A 20,835-nucleotide genomic window follows, 5' to 3' on the forward strand; every position below is an offset into this window, starting at 1 on the left:
CGATCGTCGGCGGCGGGTAACGAGCACGAGCACCAGCCGTGAACGCCGTGGGGCCGGCGGGCCAGGCATCGTCCTGGCCCGCCGGCCCCACGGGTGCCTTCCGCCGGGTCCCGCCTCAGATCTCCCGGTGCTGGCTCCGGATCCGTGCGGCCACCTCGTTCTGCTCGGTCTCCCACCAGGGCCGTACCCGCTCGGGCGCGGGCGCCTGGCCAGGGTCCGAGGCGGGCGGCGTGACGGGGGCGAGTTCCGCGTCGAGCCGGCGGTCCAGGGCCGCGGTGTGGACGCGCTCCGCGCGCGCCCACTGGTACAGCAGCGCGAGCAGGAAGGGCAGCGCGACCAACTCGGCGATGGTCAGCATGGCGCCGCCGCCGATCTGCTGGTCGTGCTGGACGTCCGGGGACCAGGCCGGCGCGTGGTGCAGATACCAGGCGCCCGCGATCAGCGTGCTGTGCGTCATCACGACCACGCCCGGCACCGCGTCGACGATGCCGTCCACGAACACCAGCGCCGCCCGCACCGGGTGGGTGCACCAGGCGGGCAGCGTCTCCTCGCGGGTCAGCACCGGCACGACGAAGAGGCAGCCGGCCACGAGCAGATGCAGATACATCAGCTCGTGCAGCCAGCCCACCCGCAGGGCGGTCGCGAAGTACGGCGTGAAGTACACCGTCAGCTCGGTGCCGAGCACCAGGGCGGTGCTGACCAGAGGGAACGTCAGCACGCGGATCAGGCGTCCGGTCATGGCCCGGCGCACACGCCCGCCGGCGCCCTCCCCGAGCGCCTCCACGGCGAGGCGCAGCGGGTCGCCCAGGGCCAGGCCCAGGGGGGCGACGAGGTCGAGGAGGATGTTCTGCACGGCGGCCGGCCAGAACAGCACATGGTCGTAGACGGCCAGGGCCGACATCGTGGCCACCACCAGCGCGCCCAGACCGAGCAGCGCGAACGCGGTCACCCGGACCGGCGGCCAGGGCGTGCCCCGCCTGTGCAGCCGCGTGACGCCCCAGCCGTAGAGCGCGCCGAGGGCGAGGACCAGCAGCAGCGCGGGGACGTCCAGCTGCCATGTCGACAGCAGGCGTCCCGTGGTCAGCTCCGGGAGAGCGCCGGCCGGCAGTCCGGTCATCGCGTGACCATCCATGCAGTTCGTCCTCCTTCGGCTCGGCACGGAAGAACGCCGCTCGGATCCGTGCCGGGACGACGCTAGTCCCCGGCGCCCCGGAGCCGGGCATCGGGGTGCGGCACGGCGGGGTGAAACCGGGGGATGGAGGAGGACGGGCGGGCGTACGGCCGTGTCGGCGCATCCGGTGCCGGACGTGGGCCCGGGCGCGGCTCGCCGGGACGTGTGTCGGCTCCGGACGGGGGACAGCCCCGGCCGGCGAGGACGCCGGCCGGGGCTTCCGTGCGGTCAGGGCGGTGGATCACCGCCCGGCAGCTCAGTGGTGCCGGCCGCTCCGGCGGTGGCTCCTGCCCCAGGAGACGTAGTCGACGAGGCGGCCACGGTCGTTGCGCAGGTTCGCACTGTCGGCGTTGACGTCCCACACGCGCGTGTGGCGGTCCTCCGGCGTCACCGCCGGCCGCCGAACTCCCAGTCGTGGACCTGGATGTCGGCGTAGCGGTCGACGGTCAGGACGCTGCGCGCGGTGTCCGCGTCGGGAGCGCGCACCAGTGCGGCCGTACCGAGCCAGGCGGTGCCGTCGTCGGACAGCAGTGGCCCGTAGGCGATCAGATCGCTCCGATCGGAGGGCACGGTGAGGTCGGCGGCCTGCCCCTCGCCGAGGCCGAGCACCAGATGGCGCCGTCCGCCGGTCCGCCCGCCGGGGAAGTCCCACATCGTGCGCCCGAGCAGGTTGCGCCACCGGCGCAGCAGGACGTCCCGGTACACACCGGCCTGATAGCCCGGCTCGTCGAAGGCGAACGCCCGGGCCGCGGCAGGATCGGGCAGATCGACGATGTGCACACTGCCCGTGGGCACATCGCCGTCGCCGGTGAGCGTCGGGCCGCGGGCGATCATCTCCTTCTGGAACCGGTCCATGTACGACCAGTGCGCTTCCAGCAACTCCCTGCGCAGCGCAAGGGAGCCCGGGCGGTCGCGGTGATAGCAGAAGAACTCCATGCCCGCAGTCTCCGGCACGCGGGCGCGGGCGCACAGCGGTTGTCGGTTGCCTCGCGGGCCTCCCCGCTCAACGGCGCGGCACACGGCTCGAGTTCACGGTTCTCCTCGTATGAGCCCTCTGCTGGAGCCAGGATGGGCCTCATGGCGACTGTCCTGGCGTTTCACGCCCACCCGGACGACGAAGTCCTGCTGACCGGTGGCACGCTCGCGCGGGCCGCCGCCGAGGGGCACCGCGTGGTGATCGTGGTCGCCACGGACGGCCTCATGGACACCGCACCGGACGGGGACACGCCACGGCTCGCCGAACTGCGGGCCAGTGCGGCCGTGCTGGGAGTGCAGCGCGTGGTGCACCTCGGGTACGCGGACAGCGGTCACGGCCCCGTGCTGTATCCGGATCCGCCGGACCGGGCGCGTTTCGCGCGGGTGGACACGGAGGAGGCCGCCGAGCGGCTGGCCGCCGTGCTGCGCGAGGAGGGCGTGACCCTGCTCCTCGGCTACGACGCCCAGGGCGGCTACGGCCACCGCGACCACGTCAAGGTGCACGAGGTCGGCAGGCGTGCCGCCGAACTCGCCGGGGTGCCGCGCGTGCTGGAGGCGACCGTGCCGCGTGAGGCGGTGGCGCGCCTGGTGAAGCTGGTGCGGGTGCTGATGATCCCCTGGCGGTACGACGGGGAGGCGGTCCGCGCCGCCTTCACCCCGCGCGCGGCCATCACCCACACCGTGGACGTCCGGCGGTACGCCGCCCGGAAGCAGGCCGCGCTGGCCGCCCATCGTTCGCAGGTCTCGGGCCCGGGCCGGCTCGCGCCCGTGCTCCGGGTGCTGGTCCGCCTTCCGGCACCCGTCTTCGGATGGCTGCTCGGCCGGGAGTGGTTCGCCGAGACCCGCCCCACGGCACCGCCCGGCCCCGCCGCCGACGGCGCCTGCCGGCCGGTCCCGTAGCGTCGTCGGACCCGCCCTTGTGGCCGCGAACGGCCGCGTCTCGCATCCGTTCCGGCGCCGAGACGCCGAGGAGTCGCAGTCCGCCCCGGAGCACCGTTCTGGCGGCCTCCGTGAGCCACAGCCGGGCCCCGGTGCGGTCGTCCGGGGCCTCACCGGCCCGCGGCCACGCGTCGACACTGGCCCGCGCCAGCGCGTACCGCGCGGCGTCGACGCCGACGGCCGCGGTCAGGTCGTCGAGCGTGAGGACCGTACCCGTCCGCTTGCTCATCCGGACCGGCCTGCCGTCCGCGACCAGGTTGACCAGCTGGCCGATCAGGATCTCCAGGTGCCGGTCCGGGTCGTCGCCATGTTCACGAAGCCCGGGCCCGCGGCCTCGGCCCTGGCCACCCCCGCGGCCCCGCTCACCAGCGGTGCGGCGACGGTCCGGGCGGGCAGGCCCGCGGACCTGGCCAGGCGCAGGGCGACGTTGGTCGAGTAGTCGCCGTGGCCGCGGTGCCGGGGGCGCTCCACGCGGATCTCGTCGGGCACCTCTGCCGAGAGGCGTCCGGAACGGATGGCCGTATGGATGCCGTCCGAGATGACGGCCACAAGATCGTCTGGTGTCACGGGGGCCGACGCCGGCGGAGCCGCGGCGGCCGGCGACAGCGGAGTTCCGGGGGCCCGGCCGGGGTCGCCGTCGCGCGGGCTCACGGATGCCTCGCGTAGTTGTAGACCGTCGCCCGGGACATTCCCAGGAGGCCCGCGATGGTCTGGGCGGCGTCGCGCGAGTCGAAGTAGCCGTCCCGCTGCAGCTGCCGGACGAGCGCCTTCTTCTCCTCGCGGCTCAGCGACCGGGGGGTCGCGGCGCGCTGCGCGGCATGTGCCTCCACCGCCTGGCGCAGCTCGCGCGCGGCGCGGTCCCGCAGGGTCTCGACGGGCTGCTCGGGGTGCTCGGTGTCGGTGGCCACCAGGTTGGCCAGGGTGCGGGTGACCGGTGACAGCACGGAGACGTCGAGGTTCAGGCAGAGGGCCGCGACGTACTCCCCCGCGGCGTTCTTGATGCCGATGGACGTGCTCTTCGCCGGGCGGCCGTCCGGGAACCGGTTGGGGTAGTTCTGGATGACGCTCGGGTACTCGGGATCCTCGATGCGGGCCAGGCCCAGCTCCGTGGCGGAGTCACCGACCCGGCGGCCGGAGAGGTTGTTCTCGATGACCCGGATGGCGTGATCCGGGTTCCGCAGGTCGTGCAGCACCACCTCGCACAGGCCCGGGAACATACGTCCCAACGCCACGGCGATCTTCTCGGCCTCACGGATGAGGTGCTCGTCGTCCACAGCAGCCTCCCCGAGCAGCGGATTGGACTGATCGTCCACCTCTGGATGTGCAGTCTAAGGGAGTCGCCGCGATCGTCCAACGCGCCTGTGGAGGCCGCGGGAACCGCTGTGCCGGTGTGGCACTCGCAGCGGCCGTGGCCGGGCCGGCGGCCTGCCCGGGTCTCCGGGACAGGCCGCCGGTCGTCCGGTGGTGCCGCGCTACAGCGCGCGTTCCAGGCGGTCCGCCATCAGCTTCACGAAGCGGGCGGGGTCCTTCGGCCGGCCGCCCTCGGCGAGTACGGCCAGGCCGTGCAGGAGTTCGGCGGTCCCGCTGAGCTCCGTGCGGTCCTCGCGCTCCTTGTACGCCTGGTTGAGGCCCTTGACCAGCTGGTGGTCCGGGTTGAGCTCCAGGATCCGCTTGGCGCGGGGCACCTCCTGGCCCATCGCCCGGTACATGTCCTCCAGCGCCGGCGTCAGGTCGTTCGCGTCGGACACGACACAGGCCGGGGAGACGGTGAGGCGGGAGGACAGCCGTACCTCCTTGATGTCCTCCTCCAGTTGCTCCTTCATCCAGCCGAGCAGACCGGCGTACTCCTCGGTCTGCTTCTCCCGCGCCTCCTCGGCCGTGGTGTCGTCGCCCTTGGCGTCGAGGTCGATCTGCCCCTTGGCGACGGACCGCAGCTTCTTGCCCTCGTACTCGCCGACGGCGTCGGTCCACACCTCGTCGACGGGGTCGGTGAGCAGCAGCACCTCGATGCCCCGGTCCCGGAAGGCCTCCATGTGCGGGGAGTTCTCGATGCTCTGCCGGGACTCGCCGGTGAGGTAGTAGATGTCCTCCTGGCCGTCCTTCATGCGCTCCACGTAGCTCTTGAGCGTGGTCGGCTCGGTGTCGTGGTGCGTGCTCGCGAAGGAGGCGACGGCGAGGACGGCGTCCCGGTTCTCCGGGTCGGTGACCAGGCCCTCCTTCAGGACGGTGCCGAACTCCCGCCAGAACGTGGCGTACCGGTCGGGGTCCTTGGTCATCATCTCCTTGACCGTGGACAGGACCTTCTTCGTCAGGCGCCGCCGCATCATCTCGATGTGACGGTCCTGCTGGAGGATCTCGCGGGACACGTTGAGCGAGAGGTCGGCCGCGTCGACGACGCCCTTGACGAAGCGGAGGTACGGCGGCAGCAGCGCCTCGCAGTCGTCCATGATGAACACGCGCTTGACGTACAGCTGCACACCGCGCTTGAAGTCGCGCGTGAACAGGTCGTAGGGGGCGTGTTCGGGGAGGAACAGCAGGGCCTGGAACTCGAAGGTGCCCTCCGCCTGGAGCCGGATCGTCTCCAGCGGGTCACGCCAGTCGTGGGCGATGTGCTTGTACAGCTCGTGGTACTCGTCGTCGGACACCTCGTCGCGCGACCGCGCCCACAGCGCCTTCATCGAGTTGAGGGTCTCGGGCTCGGGCGTCTTGTCCCCGTCGCCGGAGCCCTCGGGCACCATCCGGATGGGCCAGGTGATGAAGTCCGAGTACCGCTTGACGATCTCCCTGATCTTCCAGGGGGCGGTGTAGTCGTGGAGCTGGTTCTCCGGGTCGGCGGGCTTGAGGTGGAGGGTGACCGAGGTGCCCTGCGGGGCGTCGTCGACCGGCTCCAGCGTGTACGTGTCCTCGCCGCGGGAGGTCCAGCGGGTGCCCTTGGTCTCGCCGGCCCGCCGGGTCACCAGGGTGACCTCGTCCGCCACCATGAAGGCGGAGTAGAACCCGACGCCGAACTGGCCGATGAGCCCCTCCTCCCCGGCGGCGTCCTTGGCCTCGCGCAGCTCCTTCAGGAACTGCGCGGTGCCGGAGTTGGCGATCGTGCCGATGAGCTGCCCGACCTCGTCGTACGACATCCCGATGCCGTTGTCCCGCACGGTGAGGGTGCGGGCGTCCTTGTCGATGTCGATCTCGATGTGCAGATCGGACACATCGGCGTCCAGCGTGTCGTCGCGCAGCTTCTCCAGACGCAGCTTGTCCAGCGCGTCGGAGGCGTTGGAGACGAGCTCCCGCAGGAAGACGTCCTTGTTCGAGTAGACCGAGTGGATCATCAGCTGCAGCAGCTGACGGGCCTCTACCTGAAACTCCAGCGTTTCAGCCGGCATGTTCGCGAATACCTCACAGGTCTGTCGCCTGAACTGATGCCAGACACTGTAAAACGCGTTCGCGCCGGTCACACATCGCGCACGGCGAGGAGTTCCCCCGCAGACGAACACCGCGCACCGGCCCCGCCGTTGTCGCCGTGAAGCTCTCGCCGCCGTGCCCCGGTACGTCCGCGCCGGGAAATTCCCTGCCGTGGTGGGCGGGAAGGGCGGAGACTCGTCCCATGAGTGACATGGAGGCGTTCCGGGAGGCGGTGATCGCGTGGGCGGCCGGCGGCCAGGGCGGGCCCGCGCGGGAGCTGGCCGTGCGGCTGCCCGTCCGGGCGGCCGTTCTGCTGGAAGGGCTGAGCGACGTCGCGGCCATCGAGGCGCTGGCCGCGCGCCACGGCCGGAACCTGGCGGCCGAGGGGGTGTGCGTGCTGCCGATGGGCGGCGCCATGAGCGTCGGGCGCTTCGCCCGGCTGCTCGGTCCGCACGGCCTGGGCCTGCACCTGACGGGACTGTGCGACGAGCGCGAGCGTGGCTACTACGCCCGTGCCCTGGAGCGGGACGGCGCGGCGCGGCACGGGTTCTTCGTCTGCGCGGCGGATCTGGAGGACGAGCTCATCCGCGCGCTGGGCGTCAGGCGCGTGGAGGCACTCGTCCGGGCGGAGGGCGATCTGCGCGCCCTCCGCACATTTCTGCGTCAGCCCGCCCAGCGGGACCGTACCGCGGAGCAGCAGTTGCGCCGCTTCCTCGGAACGAAGAAGGGGCGCAAGATCCACTACGGCCGGGTCCTGGTCGAGGCCCTCGACCCCGAGCATGTCCCCGCCCCGCTCGCCGGCCTGCTCACCAGCCTGTGACCGCCCGGGCGCGGGACCTGGTCAAGGGCGCGCGTCGCTTCCCGCAGGTGCGGGTGCTCGCGTTCACCTTCGACCGTGGCTCCGGCGCGCGGGCGCCCGGGAGCCCTGCCACCGTCCGCGCGCCGTCCGCCCGCCGGCCCGCCGGCGCTCAGTCGTCGGCGCGGGGGTCGGTGAGGGCTGCCGCGATCTCGTGGCGGCCCCGGATGCCGAGTTTGCGGTAGACGCTGGTCAGGTGGAACTCGACGGTGCGCTGGGTGAGGAACAGGGCTTCCGCGATCTCCCGGTTGGTGGCTCCCGCGGCGGCGCGCTCGGCGACCTGGCGCTCGCCGCCGCTGAGGGACTCGGCGGGCGAGGTGGTGCCGCGCCGCAGCCGGCCGCGCGCGGCGGCGAGGACCGGCCGCACCTCGTCGAGGAGCATCCTGTCCCCGCACAGGACCGCCGCGTCGATGGAGCGGTGCAGCCGGGTCCGGGCGCCCTGGGCGTCACCGCGGTCGAACAGGCGCCGCCCGAGGAGGTATTCGGCGCGGGCGTGCTCCAGCCGGCCGGGGCTCCTGCCCAGCAGGTCGGCGGCCTCGGTCAGGTGGCCGAGGCCGGTGTCGCCCGGGGTGAGGACACCGCGCGCCAGGGCCAGCATGCCGCGCGCCCGGACGGTCCCCCACTCGTCGACCGGCGCCGCGACGCGCTCCACGACGGCGTGCCCCTCGTGCTCGCGGCCGAGCCGGGCCAGCAGCTGGGCGGCGTCGAACCACCAGGGCGCCAGCACGGGGTTGCCGATGCCGGCCGCGGCGAGGCTGTCGCCGCAGCGCAGCAGGTCGTCCAGCGCGCCTTCGAGGTCGCCCAGGGCTTCCCGGGTGCGGGCGCGGGTCATCAGGTAGGTGTGGTATTCGAGGGTGAACTGCTCCAGCCGGGGCCGCTGGATCCGGTCGAGGAGCTGCCGTGCCTTCTCCGGTTCGCCGCGCCGCACGTGGACGGCGGCGAGGGCGCACTGCGGGGAGACCGAGGTCGGCATCCGCAGCTCCCGGTCGAAGAGGTCGTGGGAGAACTGCGCGTCGGACAGGGCCTGGGTGACGTTCCCGGCCCACAGGTGCAGCTGGGCGCGGGTGGTGGAGACGAGGGCGCACTGCCAGGCCTCGCCGCGGTCCCGGGCCTGGGCGAGGAGTGTGCTCAGCGCGGCGAGGACGGGCTCGATCTCGTCCGCCAGGAACAGGGTGAGGGAGGCGCCGAGGGCTCCCCAGCCGCCCCGGGGGCCGTCGCCGAGGCGCAGGACGCGCTCGGCGGCGGGCACCAGCTCGGCGGCGGGCCGGCCCTCCAGGGTGCGCAGCGCGCACAGCATGCCCAGCAGCAGGCGTTCTTCCGGCGTCTCCCCGGGCGGCGGGGTGTAGTCGCTGAAGCGGCGGCTGACCCGGCCGACGGTGGACGTCTCGTCGAGGCCGGAGATCAGCACCATGGCCTCCACGCGGGCGCGCAGGGCCTGGTCGGCGGGGGACGTGCCGAGTTCCCCGGCGGTCACGTCGAGGGTCTCGTTGACGAGGTCGAAGGCGCGCAGTGAGTTGTGGGCGCCGAGCGAGGTGACGCCGTACTGCAGGACCAGCCGGCAGCGGGTGCGGGGGTCGGCCGGCAGGGACAGCGCGTGTTCGAGGTGGCCCAGGGCGGTGCCGGGCGCGATGTGCGCGAAGACCCTGGCCGAGTGGGACAGCAGGTCCAGGTCGTCGGGCACGTGGCGCAGGGCGCGCGTCAGGTACTGGCCGGCCGTGGCGGGCGCGCCCCGCAGTTCGGCGCCGAGGGCGGCGGAGCGCAGGGCGGTGACCATCCAGGCCTCGGGGCTGGCCGGGAGCAGCATGAGCTGGACGGCGACCTCCTCGACGGAGCGTCCGGCCTCGTCGAGGAGCCGGGCGGCGCGCTCGTGCAGCGCGGCGCGCTCGGCGGGCCGCAGGGTCTGCAGGACGGCCTCCCGGATGAGGTCGTGCCGGTAGGCGAGGGCGTCCGGCCGCAGCAGCCCGGCGGCGCGCAGGTCCTCGACGACGCGCTGGGCGGGCTCGGGCTGGGTGCCGGCGAGGGCGGCGACCGTGTCGACGGTCTCCTCCTCCAGTACGGCGACGGCCCGTGCCACGGCGAGCCGTTCGGCCGTGAGCCGGTCGATCTGGAAGCGGGCCACCAGGGCGAGGCCGGCTGCCTCGTCGGCCTCGTCGCCGGGCCCGGTGCGCGGGTCGCGTTCCTTCCAGCGCCCGGCCACCAGGTGCACGAGGAAGGGGGTGCCGCCGGTGATGCGCATGCAGGTGTCGACGAGTGCGGCGTCGGGCCGGCCGCCGAGGGCGTGGGCGAGGAGGTCGCCCACGGCTTCCTCGCCGAGCGGGTGCACGTCGAGGGTGAGGCAGGAGGGGACGTCGGCCATCTCCTCCAGCGCGGCGGGCAGCGCCTCCTCGGCCTCGGTGCGCACGGTGAGGAGCAGGACGACCGGCAGGTCCTCGGCGCGGCGCAGCAGAAAGCCGAGCCAGCGCAACGACGCCTCGTCGCACCACTGCAGGTCGTCGACGGCGAGGACGACCGGGCGCTCGGCGGCGAGTCCCGCGGTGAGCCAGTACAGGCCCTGCATCACGGCGTAGAGGTCGGCGGGGGCGGCGTCGGCGGCGCGGCCCGGGGTCAGGGCGGGCAGGGCGAGGCGGGCGCTGCCGCGCAGCAGCGGGTGCCCCGCGGTGTTGCCCTCGGTCAGGTGCAGCGGTGCGAACAGGGACCGGACGACCTCGTAGGCGCCGCTGCCGTTCTCCGGGCACTTGGCGGTGAGCACGCAGGCGTCGTCGCGGGCCAGTTGCTCGGTCGCGGCGTCGATCGCGGCGCTCATCAGCCGGGTCTTGCCGATGCCGGCGGGGCCGCGCAGCAGCACGGCCCGGCCGGTGCCCTTGACCTGCTCGCGAATGAGGGAGAGTTCCGCTTCCCGGCCGACGAGCCGCGGCGGGACCTCGCCATCTGTCGTCTCTCCGTTTCCGACGCTGCGCAGGGCCACCGCGACTCCTAACACCGCCCGGCGGATCACGGCGGGGCGCCGGTCCGTCCGTGGGCTTCATCGATGGGGGTTGTTGCGGGAGGCGGTCACGGGACGCGCCTCGTGGGTGCGGTCGGTTCCTCGCACCCCGGCGAGCCGGCCCCGGTCTCGGCCGTCGCGTCTGTGGACGGAGGACCAAGGCGAGTGGGGCGCGCGGGGAGGAACGCGGCCTGGTCAGAACCGCGTCGTCCCGCTGGTCGCCGGGGTCGCGCGATCACCGTACCAGGGCTGGTGCGGACCGCCACCGGCTCTGCCACACGGTCGGTGCGGGCTGCGGCACGGTTGCTTTCGCATTCGGGCACGCGTCCAGGTGATTCGGGCACGGCGGCACGGGTGCCGGGCAGGACGTTCGCCGCGCCGGCTGGTCGAGCCGAGGGGCGGAGGCGGCGGGGCCATGGGTGGTGACCTGTGTTTTTCCTGACTCGGGCCGGTCGGGCCGCGGGGAGTGGAAGAGCTGTCCGGCATGGTGGGCGGGTACGCAGATTCGGGCACGGACAGAGGGGGATTCGGGCAGGGACAGGGGGCATTCGGGCACGCACGCGCTGCTCGGGGTCGAGCGCGGGCCGGAGCGCCGCGTGCATGGGCCGGTGGGTCCGAGTAGGCGGCCCCCGGATTGTCAGGCGCATGGGCCCGGATGGGGCTCGTGGGCCTGAGTCGGCTGCGCGGCCCGGATTCGGTGCGCAGGCTGGGAGTTGGCTCACGGACGGGGGTCGGGCATGGAGACCCGGGCTCGGAACGCGCGCCGGGGGTCGCGGGCGCGCGGGCGCCCCGAGGCCGGCTGCATGGGCGAGGGGTGGGCTCATGGCCGGGTCGGCTGCGCGGGCCGGGGTCGGCGTGCGGGCCGACGCGTTCAAGCGGCGAGGGTGGTCGCGTTCGACGGCGAGGGGGCCGCATCGGGCCGGCAGCCGAGGGGGTGGGGCTGCGGCAGGCTCCTCGCCGGCTCTCCGGGGTTCCGGGTGAGGTGTCCGGGCCGGGGGTGGTGCGTTGGGGCGGGGTCTGCGGTCCGGGCCGGCGTCGTGGGGTGGGAGCCGGTGGTCCGAGGCGCGGACCGCGCGTAGGGAGGTGTCAGGAGGCCGCTGCGGCGATGCGCCGGGGCGGCGGGAAGGCCGCGGGCTGCTGCTGGTGCTTGCGGGCGGCGCGCGTGTCGTGTCCGGCGCGGCGGGCGCTGCGCTGGAGGCGGGTCACCGCGACCACGGCGAGGGCCGCGCGCAGGGTGGCGAGGCCGCGCAGACCCTCGGGGCGCTGACCGGTGAGCAGGGCGATCCGCTGGAGCCGGCGATCGAGGGTGTTGCGGTGGATGCCCAGGCGCAGACAGGCCCGGTGGCGTACTCCGTCGGCGGCGATGAGGGCGGCGAGGGTGTCCCAGAGCACGGGGTGCTCGTGCAGCGGCTCGACCATGCGGACGAGGCGTTCGGAGACGGCCGGGGTGGCCGCGGCGCCGTACTCGACCAGGACGTCGTCGAGTTCGTACACGCCGGGCGGGGAGCCGAGCGCGAGGAGGGTGGCGCAGATGCCGTCGACGATCGACAGCCCACTCTCATCGAGCAGTTCCCGCGCGCCGGTGCCACCGGTTCGGGGATCCTGCCGGTGGACGGCGATCCACACCTCGCCCGGAAGGTCCTGATGAGCGGCGCGGGCCAGTGCGACGGCCTCCTTCTGGCCCGTGTCGCAGAGCAGCACATGGGCGCCCTCGGGGGAGCCGAGCACCGTGGTGACGGCGTGGCCCCGGAAGGCCCGCTCGATGTCGGCACGGGTGCAGGACGGCGCCCGGACGCCGAGCACCGCGCGGGCGCCGGGGGCGGAGTCCGAGCCGGCCGCCGGGGCGGGGGCGGGGGCGGCGAAGGGTGCCGGCCGCGGCAGTTCGGGGGCGGGGTCGGCGCCGATCTCGAAGAAGCCGCAGCTCAGTTCCCGGCCGACCCGGCGGCCCGCGTCACCGAGCCGCAGCACGGTGACCTCGTACCCGAGGGAGTCCTGTTCCTGGCCGCCGACGGTGCAGCGGTCGATGAGCCGGCGCGTCATCGTGCGCAGCATGGCGAGCAGGTCGTCGACGGATCCGCCGCGCCGCGCCCATGCGCGGCCCTCCGCGCGGATCCGGGCCGCGCTCTCGGTGCTCCAGTCCCCCTGGCCGGACACGACCTCGGTCAGGGCGGAGAAGATCTCCCACTGCACTCGGCGCCGAGCGTCGTCGGCGTCGTCGTTCCCAGGGGCCCCTTCGGCCGGGAAGAGCAGGTCAGGCTCGGTTGTCGCCGCCGCGTATGTCCTCATGTCCGGTCAGCAAAGACCACGAACATCAAAGGTGCATCAAAGCTCGCTCAGAGAGCGATCGGAATCCTGAGCCGCCCGATCACCCCTGTGCCATCATGACCACAACGGCAAGTGGTCTCTGTCTCCTTCGACTCGGCGGCGGATATCGGGAGCAGATATCGGCGGCGCAGGTCCGAACTCACTCCGATGGTGCGACACACACGATGACCAGAAGCGACACGTCCGCGAAGTCCACGGTGCTCGTCGTGGAGGACGAGTCCAGCATCGCCTCCATGCTCACGATGGCGCTCCAGTTCATGGGCTTCGAGGTGGTCACCGCGGCGTGCGGGTCCGAGGCCCTCGACCGCGCCGCCCGGCACGCCCCGGACGTGATCCTGCTGGACGTCGTCCTGCCCGACATGGACGGCTTCGAGGTCTGCCGGCGGCTGCGGGACACCGGTGTCCACACGCCCGTACTGTTCGTGACCGCGCGGGACGCCGTCTCCGACAAGATCCGCGGCCTCGAACTCGCCGACGACTACGTGACCAAGCCGTTCGACCTCAACGAAGTGGTGGCGCGGATACGTGCGGTGATGCGCCGGGGCCGTGAGATAGCGCCGTCCAACAGCCGCAGGCTGCGCGCCGGCTGGGTGGAACTGGACCGCGACACCCGGGAGGTGTGGCGGCACGGTAAGCCGGTGCAGCTGTCCTCGACGGAGTTCGCGCTGCTGCAGTACCTGCTGGAGAACGCCGACCAGGTGATCTCCAAGGCGCAGATGCTCGACAACGTGTGGAGTTATGACTTCCAGGGCGAGTCGGGCATCGTGGAGACGTACATCTACTACCTCCGGCGCAAACTCGGGGACACCGACCAGACGCTCATCCACACCGTTCGCGGAGCGGGCTATCTGGTGCGCACCAGCCCTCCCTCGTACGTCACGGAGGGCTGAACCCGTGCCCACCGCCACCGGCGCCGTGCCGGACCGCCGCGGGACGGCGCGGACCCGCCCCGCGCTCAGGCCGAAGTCCCGCAGGCTCACCAGGGCCCTCCTCGCCCTCACCGCCCTCGGCGTCCTCGGCACGGAGGGCTACTGCGCGCTTCCCCTGTCCGACCGGGCTCGGGACCACACCGATCGGCAGCCCGTGTCCGTGGCTGTGTCGGCGGCGACCGACACTGGGCGCGGAGGGGGTGTGGTGCGGGCGGTGCGGCCCCGGACCGATGACGCGCCGGTGACCGCCGGGCGGACTCCGGGTGACGCCACGTACGCCATCGCGCAGTTCGTCGGCGGTCGGACCCTCGTGGACGCGGGCGCCCCGGGAGTTGTACGGGTGTCCGCGGCCCCAATTGCCGGTCTTGATCGACTTGTTGACGCCCGTACGACCCGGGTCGACGCCCGAACGGTCGCCTTGGGTGCGGAGTCCGGCGAACAAGCGGCACTGTGTCCCGTCGTACGGGCCGAACTCGTCGTCGGCGTGCCGGTGATGGGCCTGCTCGTGCTCGGGGCCCTGTGGTGCAGTCGGCGCACCCTGCTGCCGATCCGGGAGATGAACCGGACCGCCCGCCGGATCGCGGAGGCGAGCGACCAGCCCTCCGAGCGGCTCCCCTCGGTTCCCCGACCGCCGCGGGATCTTCAGTGCACGGCCGATACCCTGAACTACCTGCTGCGGCGCATCGAGGAGGGGGCCGTGCGACGCAAGCAGGCGGAGCTTCGGCTGCACGAACTGGTCGGCGCGGCCAGTCATGAACTGCGCACCCCGCTGACGACCATCACCGGTTACACCCAACTGGCCCGCATCGGGGCGCTGGACGACCCGCGCCGGCTCGACCAGGCGATGGAACAGGTCCAGCGCGAGATCCAGCGCATGAACCGGCTGGTGGAGGACCTGCTGCTGCTCGCCCGGCTGAGCCAGGGCGGGCTGCTCGAACAGCGGCCGGTGGACCTGGCCGAGGTGTGCGCCGAGGCCGTGGCCCGGGCGCAGTCCCCCGGCGCCCGGCACGCGCTGCGCTGTGTGACGGAGTCCCCGACCCACATGGTGGAGGGGGACCGTCACCGGCTGGAGCAGGTGATCGGCCATCTCATCTCCAACGTGCTGCTCCACACGCCCGAGAACACCTCGGCCGAGGTACGGCTGCGGCTGGACGGCGACCGTCAGGTGATCGACGTGGTGGACGAGGGCCCGGGCGTTCCCGAGGCGGCCCGGGAGCACGTCTTCGAGCCGTTCTTCCGCGCGGAGAACACCCCGCCGGCGCCGGACGGCGATCCCTGCCGGGGGCGCGGACTGGGGCTGAGCGTGGCCGCGGCCGTGGTGAAGGCCCATGGCGGCACGATCGCCCTGCGGCCGACCGAGCGGGGGGCGTGGTTCCACGTCGCCCTGCCCGCGCTGGACGAGCGGGCCCGGCCCGAGACCGCCTCGGTGGCGCGGGCCGCCCTCTCCTAGCGGCGGTTACCGTCCGGGGCTCTGCTCGCGCAGGTCCGCCGGTTCCGTGCCACACGCCTGTTGCGTCCCGCATCCAGTACGTCGAGTCCCTCACGCATGCGAGCGCCGTGAGGTCCCGAACACGAACGCTATGCGGTCACAGACACCCGCGCTCTGCGGACGCGTGTGCGGGCACCGCACGGTCCCGCAGACGAGCGATGCGCAGCCGGCCCGTACGCGAGCGCCGCGCAGTCCCGTACACGAGCGCCGCGCAGTCCCGAACACGAGCGTCGCGCGGTCACGCATGCGCACGCCGTGCGGTCACTGCCCGGTGGGCCGTTCCCCGCCTGATCGGTTCCCGTCGGGCCGCCCCGGAAGGGCGCGCGGTGGCCACCATCGCCCTGCGGGTGTCACGCGGATCACGGGGAAAACCAGGGATTTCCCTAGCTTTTCCCGGACGGGGGTCGTGCGGGTCCGGGGCCGGCGGGGCAACGCCGGCGACGCTTCCAGTACCGGCGGGGCCGGATCGCGCACGGCCTGTGCCGCATCCCGACTCGCCGTAGTGAACTGGGGTTTCGTGCGGTCGTCGCACGCGGCGACGGGAGCGTCGCGGGGCGCTACGATCCGGTACTCGCCGCTCGCCCGGCGGCCAAGTTCCGCAGGTGCCCGCCGCGCCGTCCCGGCGCGTGCGACCGCTCCCGCACGAGGTGTCTACGCGGGCCCACCTGCGAAGGTCTGGTTGTCAACTTCTGTGGCCCTTCGAAAGATCTCAGCCAGCCCCTGAAACCCTGCGATTCCCCGAACTTGGGTATCGTGCCGCAGCAAGGCTTTTTCTCGTCGCTTTCACGCCGCGACCTGGACGGACGGTGAGGTGTTCCATCGACGGCCTCCTGGGCAGACCGCCGTTCCGGCGGGGCACGCCCCTGTACGCCTTACGGGTACGGCGCGGCCCGGCGGCCCTCGGGGCTGCGTTGCTGCTGGCGGTGGTTCTCGCCGTCTCGGGGTCGTACGCGCACGATCCCTCGGCGTCACTCGTCGGCGCCGGGCGCCCCATGCAGTGGCTGCAGGTGGCCCATCTCGCCCCGGGGAGCGCGCGGGAGACCGCGTCCGTCGCGCACGGGGTGACACCGGTGCCGACACGGCAGCGGCCTGCGCCGCACGTGGGTACGGCACTCGGGACCAGCGCGTCCAGCGGGACGGCGCCCTATGTGGGCTCCCCCGCCCCGGCCTTGGCCCGCGACGCGGGCGGCAGCCGCGCCGGCGTGACGTTCGCCGCCCCGCGCTCGGCATCCCGCCGTACCGCCTCACCCGCGTCCCTCAGCCTGCTCCTGATCCTCGCGCTGTCGGTGGTCTCGCTCTGGCTGGCCGCCCGGCTGCGGCGCGAGCATGCCAGCCGGCGCCGGTCGGAGCAGCGGATGCTGGAGTTCCTGGCCACCGCCGGGCACGAGCTGCGTACCCCTCTCACGGCGATCTCCGGCTATGTGTCACTGGCCCGGATGGGCGGGCTGGCCGACCCGGAGAAGTTCGAGGTGGCCATGGACCGGATGACGGACGAGACCCGGCGCATGTCGGCGCTGATCGACGAGTTGGTCCTGCTCGCGCGGCTCGACCTGGGCCAGCCCCTGCACCGCGAACCGGTGGACCTGGCCCGGTTGTGCCGCGACGCGGTCGCCGACGCACAGGCCTCCTCGGCGCACCATCCGATCCGGCTCACGATCCTGCCGGGCCAGTACACGGTCGTCGGCGACCGGGACCGCCTCTACCAGGTGGTCGCCAATCTGCTGGCCAACGTCCGCCACCACACGCCCGAGGGCACACGCACCGTCCTCGGGCTGGGCAACGAGGACGGCCACCGGGTCATCGAGGTGATCGACGACGGGCCCGGCGTACCGCCCGAGTTGCGGGAGACGGCGTTCGACCGGTTCGTGCACGGCGGTAAGCCGACCGCACCCGTGCCGAAGGAGGCGGCCGGCGGCGGCAACGGGCTGGGGCTGAGCGTCGCCGCGGCGATCATCCACGCCCACGGCGGCACGCTGACGCTCGAACCGAGCGAGCGCGGCGCCTGGTTCCGCATCCGGCTGCCCGCCTGACGGCACCCGGCGGACGCGGTACCCCGTGGTTCCCGGGCGAACGCCGGCCGCGACACCCCGACCGGGCCAGGCTCCGGGCTCGGACGTCCGCTGCCGGTGGCTGCTGTCCCTCGGTGCCACCACAGGTCCACCGCAGGTTCCCGACGGTTCGCGACACGACGGGTCACAAGAGCCCCGCGCCCGACCCCGACAAGTGCCGACAGGTCGCGGCAGGTCCGCTGCAGGAAGCTCTGAGAGGAAATCGACAGCAAGAATTCATGGAGTAATTCCCCGGATTCACCGACAACCGGAACCCGCACTGCCACATCATGGGGCACTGAGTGCCTGACGCTGATGTGACGAGGTGTCGGTGAACGTTGAATTATCCGTTCCATGAGAAGGCCGAGCAGATCACCGGTCAGGCCCGATTTCCCGCGTTCCGGCGGAATCCTCTTCACGCTTCCTCAACATCTCCCCGTACGAAAGCGAGCAGCGCTCACGTTTACGTGCGTGCGGTATGAACTGCCTGAACCATGAGCAAAGCGGGCCGAGACGGACGCACTCCCCTTTTCCCCGGAGGGGGCCACGGGCTACTTCGGCAGCCCTTCGGCACTTTCTTCCTGGGGCACAGGTTCACACATAAGACACAGTTGACAGCTATAATCTCCGGCGTTGTGCGTGTGACCGACGCCCAACCAAGTGCAGGGTGCTGACAACCGCTCACAAAGCGGTGAGAGCGCTTTTCCCGCAACTGTGCACGCCGGGCCCGCGTCGGCCATTGTCACATCGCTTCCGACCGTCAGCCCTCCCGTGACCGCCCCCCACACTCACAGAACATCCGGTGGCACCGTGAATACCGTTCCGGCCCCGTCAGCCACTCGTCCCCTCAGCCGCGGCTGCCCAGCACCCGTCCCGCGTTCACCGGACCCGCTCGCCCAGCCCGGCAGGGTCGCGATGTCCGCCCGGTCCGCCCCCGTTCCCACCCGGCCGAGACGCAAGCGCTTGCCCGCTGCCGGGGGTGAGCCCCGGTGAGCGTCACGGGCCACCTGCCGTCGGCGCCCGGCGGACGGCTGCTGCGTGAGCGGGCCGCCCAGGACTCTCTCGCACCGCTGTACGGGCGGGATGCCGAACAGGCGGCGCTGGTGCACCTGGTGACCCGGCTCGCCGCCGGCCACGCGGGAGTCACCGTCCTCCACGGAGTGCCGGGCAGCGGACGCAGCAGGCTCCTGCGACGGGGCATCGCCTTCGCCCGCGCGGTCGGGGTCCAGGTGCTCACCGCGCTGGGCTCGGCTTCGTCGGCCCACACCCCGTACGCCTACGTGGCGCAGCTGCCGCCCCGTACCTCAGCGGCCGGCGCGGCCCGCGCGGCGGTGCCGCACGAGGAGCAGTCCGTGGCGGGCTGGTGCCGCTGTCTGCTGGCCGCCGCCCACCGGCCGACACTCCTCGCGCTGGACGACGTGCAGTGGGCGGATCCCGCATCCCTCGACGTCATCGGGGGGTTGCTGCGACGGCTCGGCTCGGCGCCGCTCGGTGTGCTGATGACCGTCACCGGCACCCGCGGCGAGTTCCCCGACCACTGCGCCCCGCTGGTCGACCAGGCGGCCTTCTGCCAGGAAGGCGGGGGCCTGCTGCTGGAACTGGGGCCGCTCGGTGCGCCCGAGGTCCGCTCGCTGTTCACCGCGGCCGGACTGCCCGAGCCGGCCGGGCCGGGCGATCCGTGGTGGGAGCACGCCGCCCGGATCAGCCGGGGCAGTCCCTGGCTGCTGCGGCGGGTCCTGGACGAACTGCGCCGCGAGCCGGGCAAGATGACCGCGGCCCAGCTCAGGGCGGCGTTCGCCGAAGGCATGGAGACGGCCCGTTCGGAGCTGGCGGGGCAGACGGTCGCGCGTCTGGCCCGGGCGCCGCTGACGCTGCTGCGCGGCCTGTTGGTGTGCCGGGGACTGGTGCCCGTGGACCGGGTGGCCGCGCTCGTCGGCCTCGACGCTTCCGAACTTCCCGGCGCGCTCAGGGAGTTGAGGGCACAAGGGCTGATCGACCGCGGTGATCCGCCGCGGCCCGTGCTCGCGGAGCGCACCGCTTCCGTGCTGGCCGGGATGCCCGCCGAGGCCCGGGCACGCCTGCGTGCGGACGCGGCCCGCTGGGCCCACCGGTGCGACGCCGCCGAGGAGGACGTGGCCACGCTGCTGCTGAGCACCGGGCCGCTGGGCGACCCCTGGGTGCCGTCGGTGCTGCGGCGCGCCGCCAGGCTGCGACTCGTGCGGGGCCGGCCCGCGGAGGCGGCCGAACTGCTGGAGCGTGCGCTGCGCGAGCCGCTCACCGGGGCGGAGCGCGCCGAGGTGCTGCTGGAGGCCGCCGAGGCCTACGCGGTGACCGCACCGGAGGCGGCGCAGGTACGGATCGGCGAGCTGCTGTCCGGGGCGCCGCCCGGCCCGCGGCTGCGCGCCGCCGCCACCGACCTCGTCCTCGCCCGCGGCGAACCGGTGTACACACCGGCGGCGCCGGTCCTGTCGTACGACGCCGACCACGCACGGCCCGCACTTGCCCCGTGTGCCGACGGAGGCGACCGGACGGCGGACCTGCTGCGGTGGGCGAACGGCGCCTCCTGGGACGACATCGCACGGCCGGGGCGTCCGGCCGGCGGCGGGAGCCGGGCCGGCGAGCGGCCCGTACGGGACGGCAGCCCGGTCGGGCAAAGTCGTCCTCGCCGCGTGCGCCCCGCCGGGGAACCCGCCACGGGGGGCGCGGCGCACGGGACCCTCGCTGCGCTCGCATACGGCACGGCGGAGCCCGGTTTCGATCCGGCGGCGCTGGCGGCCGACGCGTGGCGGCAGGCGATGCGGGGGCACGACGCCGCCGCCGTACGGGAGATGGGCCTTCGGGTGCTGCGGGCGCCGCTCGACGGGCCGCTGTTCCCCCGGTTCACCGCGGCCTGTGTGCTGTCGCTCGCGGACGCGCACTCCGCGGCGCGCGACGCGCTGGACGCCGCGCTCGCCGAGGCGGGCAAACGGGCCAGCCCGACGGTCGTCGCGACGGGCCTGCTGCTGCGGGCGCGGCTGAACCTGCGGGCGTGCGACCCCGAGACAGCCGAGCGCGACCTGGCCGCCTGCCGTTCCCTGGCGCCGCCGCACGTGTGGCATCCCACCCGGCTGACCGAGTTGCGGGCGGCGCAGATCCGGGTGCTGATCGCCCGGGAGCGGTTCGCCGAGGCGGACCTGCTGGCCGCCGAGGAGCTGCCGCCCGGCGCCGAGGAGGGCAGCGCGTGGACCGAGCTGCTGTACAGCCGCGCGCAGCTCATGCTGTGCCGGGGGCGGCCCCGGCAGGCGCTGGCCGAGGCGGAGGAGTGCGGCCGGCGGCTGTCGGCGCGCGACTGGCGCAACCCGGCGCTGCTGGCGTGGCGTTCACTCGCGGCGCTGGCCCATCTCGGCTGCGGCGACGAGGACCGGGCGGCCGAGCTGTTCGCGGAGGAACTGCGGCTGGCCGAACGCTGGGGCACCGAGTCCGCGCTCGCCTGGACCGAGCTGCGCCGCGGCCTCGCCTCCCCCGCCCCGCAGGCGGCCCGGCTCACCGAACGCGCGCTGCGCCGGCTCGGCCGTACCCCCGCGGCCCGCCGGTTCGCGCAGACCCTCGTCGCCCGGGAGACGGCCGGGCTGCACCCGCCGGCCCGGACGGACGTCCCCGCGTCCGCGGTCCGGCGGCTGAGCGACCACGCACGTGCCACCTGACGTCCACCGACCGACCCTCCTCCCCATCCACCCCCCATGCT

Annotated in this window: 14 protein-coding genes and 1 pseudogene; 6 read left to right on the forward strand and 9 right to left on the reverse strand. The window is 73.6% G+C overall.

Annotated features, from left to right (window positions below; translation table 11 throughout):
- Positions 1-115: 115 nt before the first annotated feature.
- The 3 genes from OG956_RS01585 to OG956_RS01595 all read right to left on the reverse strand — a co-directional run bounded on the left by OG956_RS01585 (position 116) and on the right by OG956_RS01595 (position 2,107).
- The gene (locus tag OG956_RS01585; RefSeq protein ID WP_330336088.1) at positions 116-1,132 is read right to left on the reverse strand and encodes a cytochrome c oxidase assembly protein; all 1,017 of its coding nucleotides are present in this window, start codon (positions 1,130-1,132) and stop codon (positions 116-118) included.
- 295 nt (positions 1,133-1,427) lie between these two features.
- Positions 1,428-1,562 (reverse strand): hypothetical protein, encoded by a 135-nt coding sequence (locus OG956_RS01590; protein WP_330336089.1) that lies wholly within the window; start codon positions 1,560-1,562, stop codon positions 1,428-1,430.
- A complete protein-coding gene (locus OG956_RS01595) occupies positions 1,559-2,107 on the reverse strand; it encodes a YciI family protein (RefSeq protein WP_330336090.1) in 549 nt (182 codons plus the stop codon). Before OG956_RS01595 ends, OG956_RS01590 begins: the two co-directional genes overlap by 4 nt.
- 141 nt (positions 2,108-2,248) lie before the next feature.
- Between OG956_RS01595 and OG956_RS01600 the strand changes: the two genes are divergently transcribed.
- Positions 2,249-3,046 carry a PIG-L deacetylase family protein gene (locus OG956_RS01600; protein ID WP_330336091.1) on the forward strand — a complete coding sequence of 266 codons (798 nt, stop codon included), beginning with the start codon at positions 2,249-2,251 and terminating at the stop codon, positions 3,044-3,046.
- Positions 3,047-3,101: 55 nt separating this feature from the next.
- Here the strand turns inward: OG956_RS01600 and OG956_RS40170 are convergent.
- From OG956_RS40170 to htpG, 4 genes and pseudogenes are all read right to left on the reverse strand, one after another.
- A pseudogene (locus OG956_RS40170) lies at positions 3,102-3,314 on the reverse strand (hypothetical protein); the annotation flags it as partial.
- Between the two features lie 44 nt (positions 3,315-3,358).
- On the reverse strand, positions 3,359-3,652 hold the full coding sequence (locus tag OG956_RS01605) for a hypothetical protein (protein WP_330336092.1): 294 nt from the start codon (positions 3,650-3,652) through the stop codon (positions 3,359-3,361).
- Positions 3,653-3,732: 80 nt separating this feature from the next.
- On the reverse strand, positions 3,733-4,398 hold the full coding sequence (locus OG956_RS01610) for a helix-turn-helix transcriptional regulator (RefSeq protein WP_330336093.1): 666 nt from the start codon (positions 4,396-4,398) through the stop codon (positions 3,733-3,735).
- A gap of 159 nt (positions 4,399-4,557) precedes the next feature.
- Positions 4,558-6,462 carry a molecular chaperone HtpG gene (gene htpG / locus OG956_RS01615; protein WP_330336094.1) on the reverse strand — a complete coding sequence of 635 codons (1,905 nt, stop codon included), beginning with the start codon at positions 6,460-6,462 and terminating at the stop codon, positions 4,558-4,560.
- Between the two features lie 221 nt (positions 6,463-6,683).
- Here htpG and OG956_RS01620 point away from each other — a divergent pair, with 221 nt between their 5' ends.
- The gene (locus OG956_RS01620) at positions 6,684-7,301 is read left to right on the forward strand and encodes a TOPRIM nucleotidyl transferase/hydrolase domain-containing protein (protein ID WP_330336095.1); all 618 of its coding nucleotides are present in this window, start codon (positions 6,684-6,686) and stop codon (positions 7,299-7,301) included.
- Positions 7,302-7,449: 148 nt separating this feature from the next.
- Here the strand turns inward: OG956_RS01620 and OG956_RS01625 are convergent, their stop codons facing one another.
- Together OG956_RS01625 and OG956_RS01630 are read right to left on the reverse strand one after the other, a co-directional pair.
- Positions 7,450-10,302, reverse strand: a complete 2,853-nt coding sequence (locus OG956_RS01625) for an ATP-binding protein (RefSeq protein WP_330336096.1) — start codon at positions 10,300-10,302, stop codon at positions 7,450-7,452.
- Positions 10,303-11,406: 1,104 nt separating this feature from the next.
- Complete coding sequence (locus OG956_RS01630; protein ID WP_330336097.1) at positions 11,407-12,606, reverse strand: helix-turn-helix domain-containing protein; 1,200 nt, start codon at positions 12,604-12,606, stop codon at positions 11,407-11,409.
- Positions 12,607-12,809: 203 nt separating this feature from the next.
- On the opposite strand from OG956_RS01630, the gene OG956_RS01635 reads away from it, so the two are divergent.
- The 4 genes from OG956_RS01635 (at position 12,810) to OG956_RS01650 (ending at position 20,794) form a co-directional block, all read left to right on the forward strand.
- Positions 12,810-13,535, forward strand: a complete 726-nt coding sequence (locus OG956_RS01635) for a response regulator transcription factor (RefSeq protein WP_330336098.1) — start codon at positions 12,810-12,812, stop codon at positions 13,533-13,535.
- Between the two features lie 457 nt (positions 13,536-13,992).
- On the forward strand, positions 13,993-15,024 hold the full coding sequence (locus OG956_RS01640) for a sensor histidine kinase (RefSeq protein WP_330336099.1): 1,032 nt from the start codon (positions 13,993-13,995) through the stop codon (positions 15,022-15,024).
- An 845-nt stretch (positions 15,025-15,869) separates the two neighbouring features.
- Positions 15,870-17,093 (forward strand): sensor histidine kinase, encoded by a 1,224-nt coding sequence (locus OG956_RS01645; RefSeq protein WP_330336100.1) that lies wholly within the window; start codon positions 15,870-15,872, stop codon positions 17,091-17,093.
- Positions 17,094-18,100: 1,007 nt separating this feature from the next.
- The gene (locus tag OG956_RS01650) at positions 18,101-20,794 is read left to right on the forward strand and encodes an ATP-binding protein (RefSeq protein ID WP_330336101.1); all 2,694 of its coding nucleotides are present in this window, start codon (positions 18,101-18,103) and stop codon (positions 20,792-20,794) included.
- Positions 20,795-20,835 lie beyond the last annotated feature (41 nt).

It is taken from the genome of Streptomyces sp. NBC_00557, assembly GCF_036345995.1.
Classification (GTDB): domain Bacteria; phylum Actinomycetota; class Actinomycetes; order Streptomycetales; family Streptomycetaceae; genus Streptomyces.

Bases quoted from the DNA above. Each gene is read 5' to 3' on its own strand.
- htpG (WP_330336094.1), bottom strand. From the start codon at position 6,462: ATGCCGGCTGAAACGCTGGAGTTTCAGGTAGAGGCCCGTCAGCTGCTG.
- OG956_RS01630 (WP_330336097.1), bottom strand. From the start codon at position 12,606: ATGAGGACATACGCGGCGGCGACAACCGAGCCTGACCTGCTCTTCCCG.
- OG956_RS01620 (WP_330336095.1), top strand. From the start codon at position 6,684: ATGAGTGACATGGAGGCGTTCCGGGAGGCGGTGATCGCGTGGGCGGCC.
- OG956_RS01585 (WP_330336088.1), bottom strand. From the start codon at position 1,132: ATGGATGGTCACGCGATGACCGGACTGCCGGCCGGCGCTCTCCCGGAG.
- OG956_RS01595 (WP_330336090.1), bottom strand. From the start codon at position 2,107: ATGGAGTTCTTCTGCTATCACCGCGACCGCCCGGGCTCCCTTGCGCTG.
- OG956_RS01635 (WP_330336098.1), top strand. From the start codon at position 12,810: ATGACCAGAAGCGACACGTCCGCGAAGTCCACGGTGCTCGTCGTGGAG.
- OG956_RS01600 (WP_330336091.1), top strand. From the start codon at position 2,249: ATGGCGACTGTCCTGGCGTTTCACGCCCACCCGGACGACGAAGTCCTG.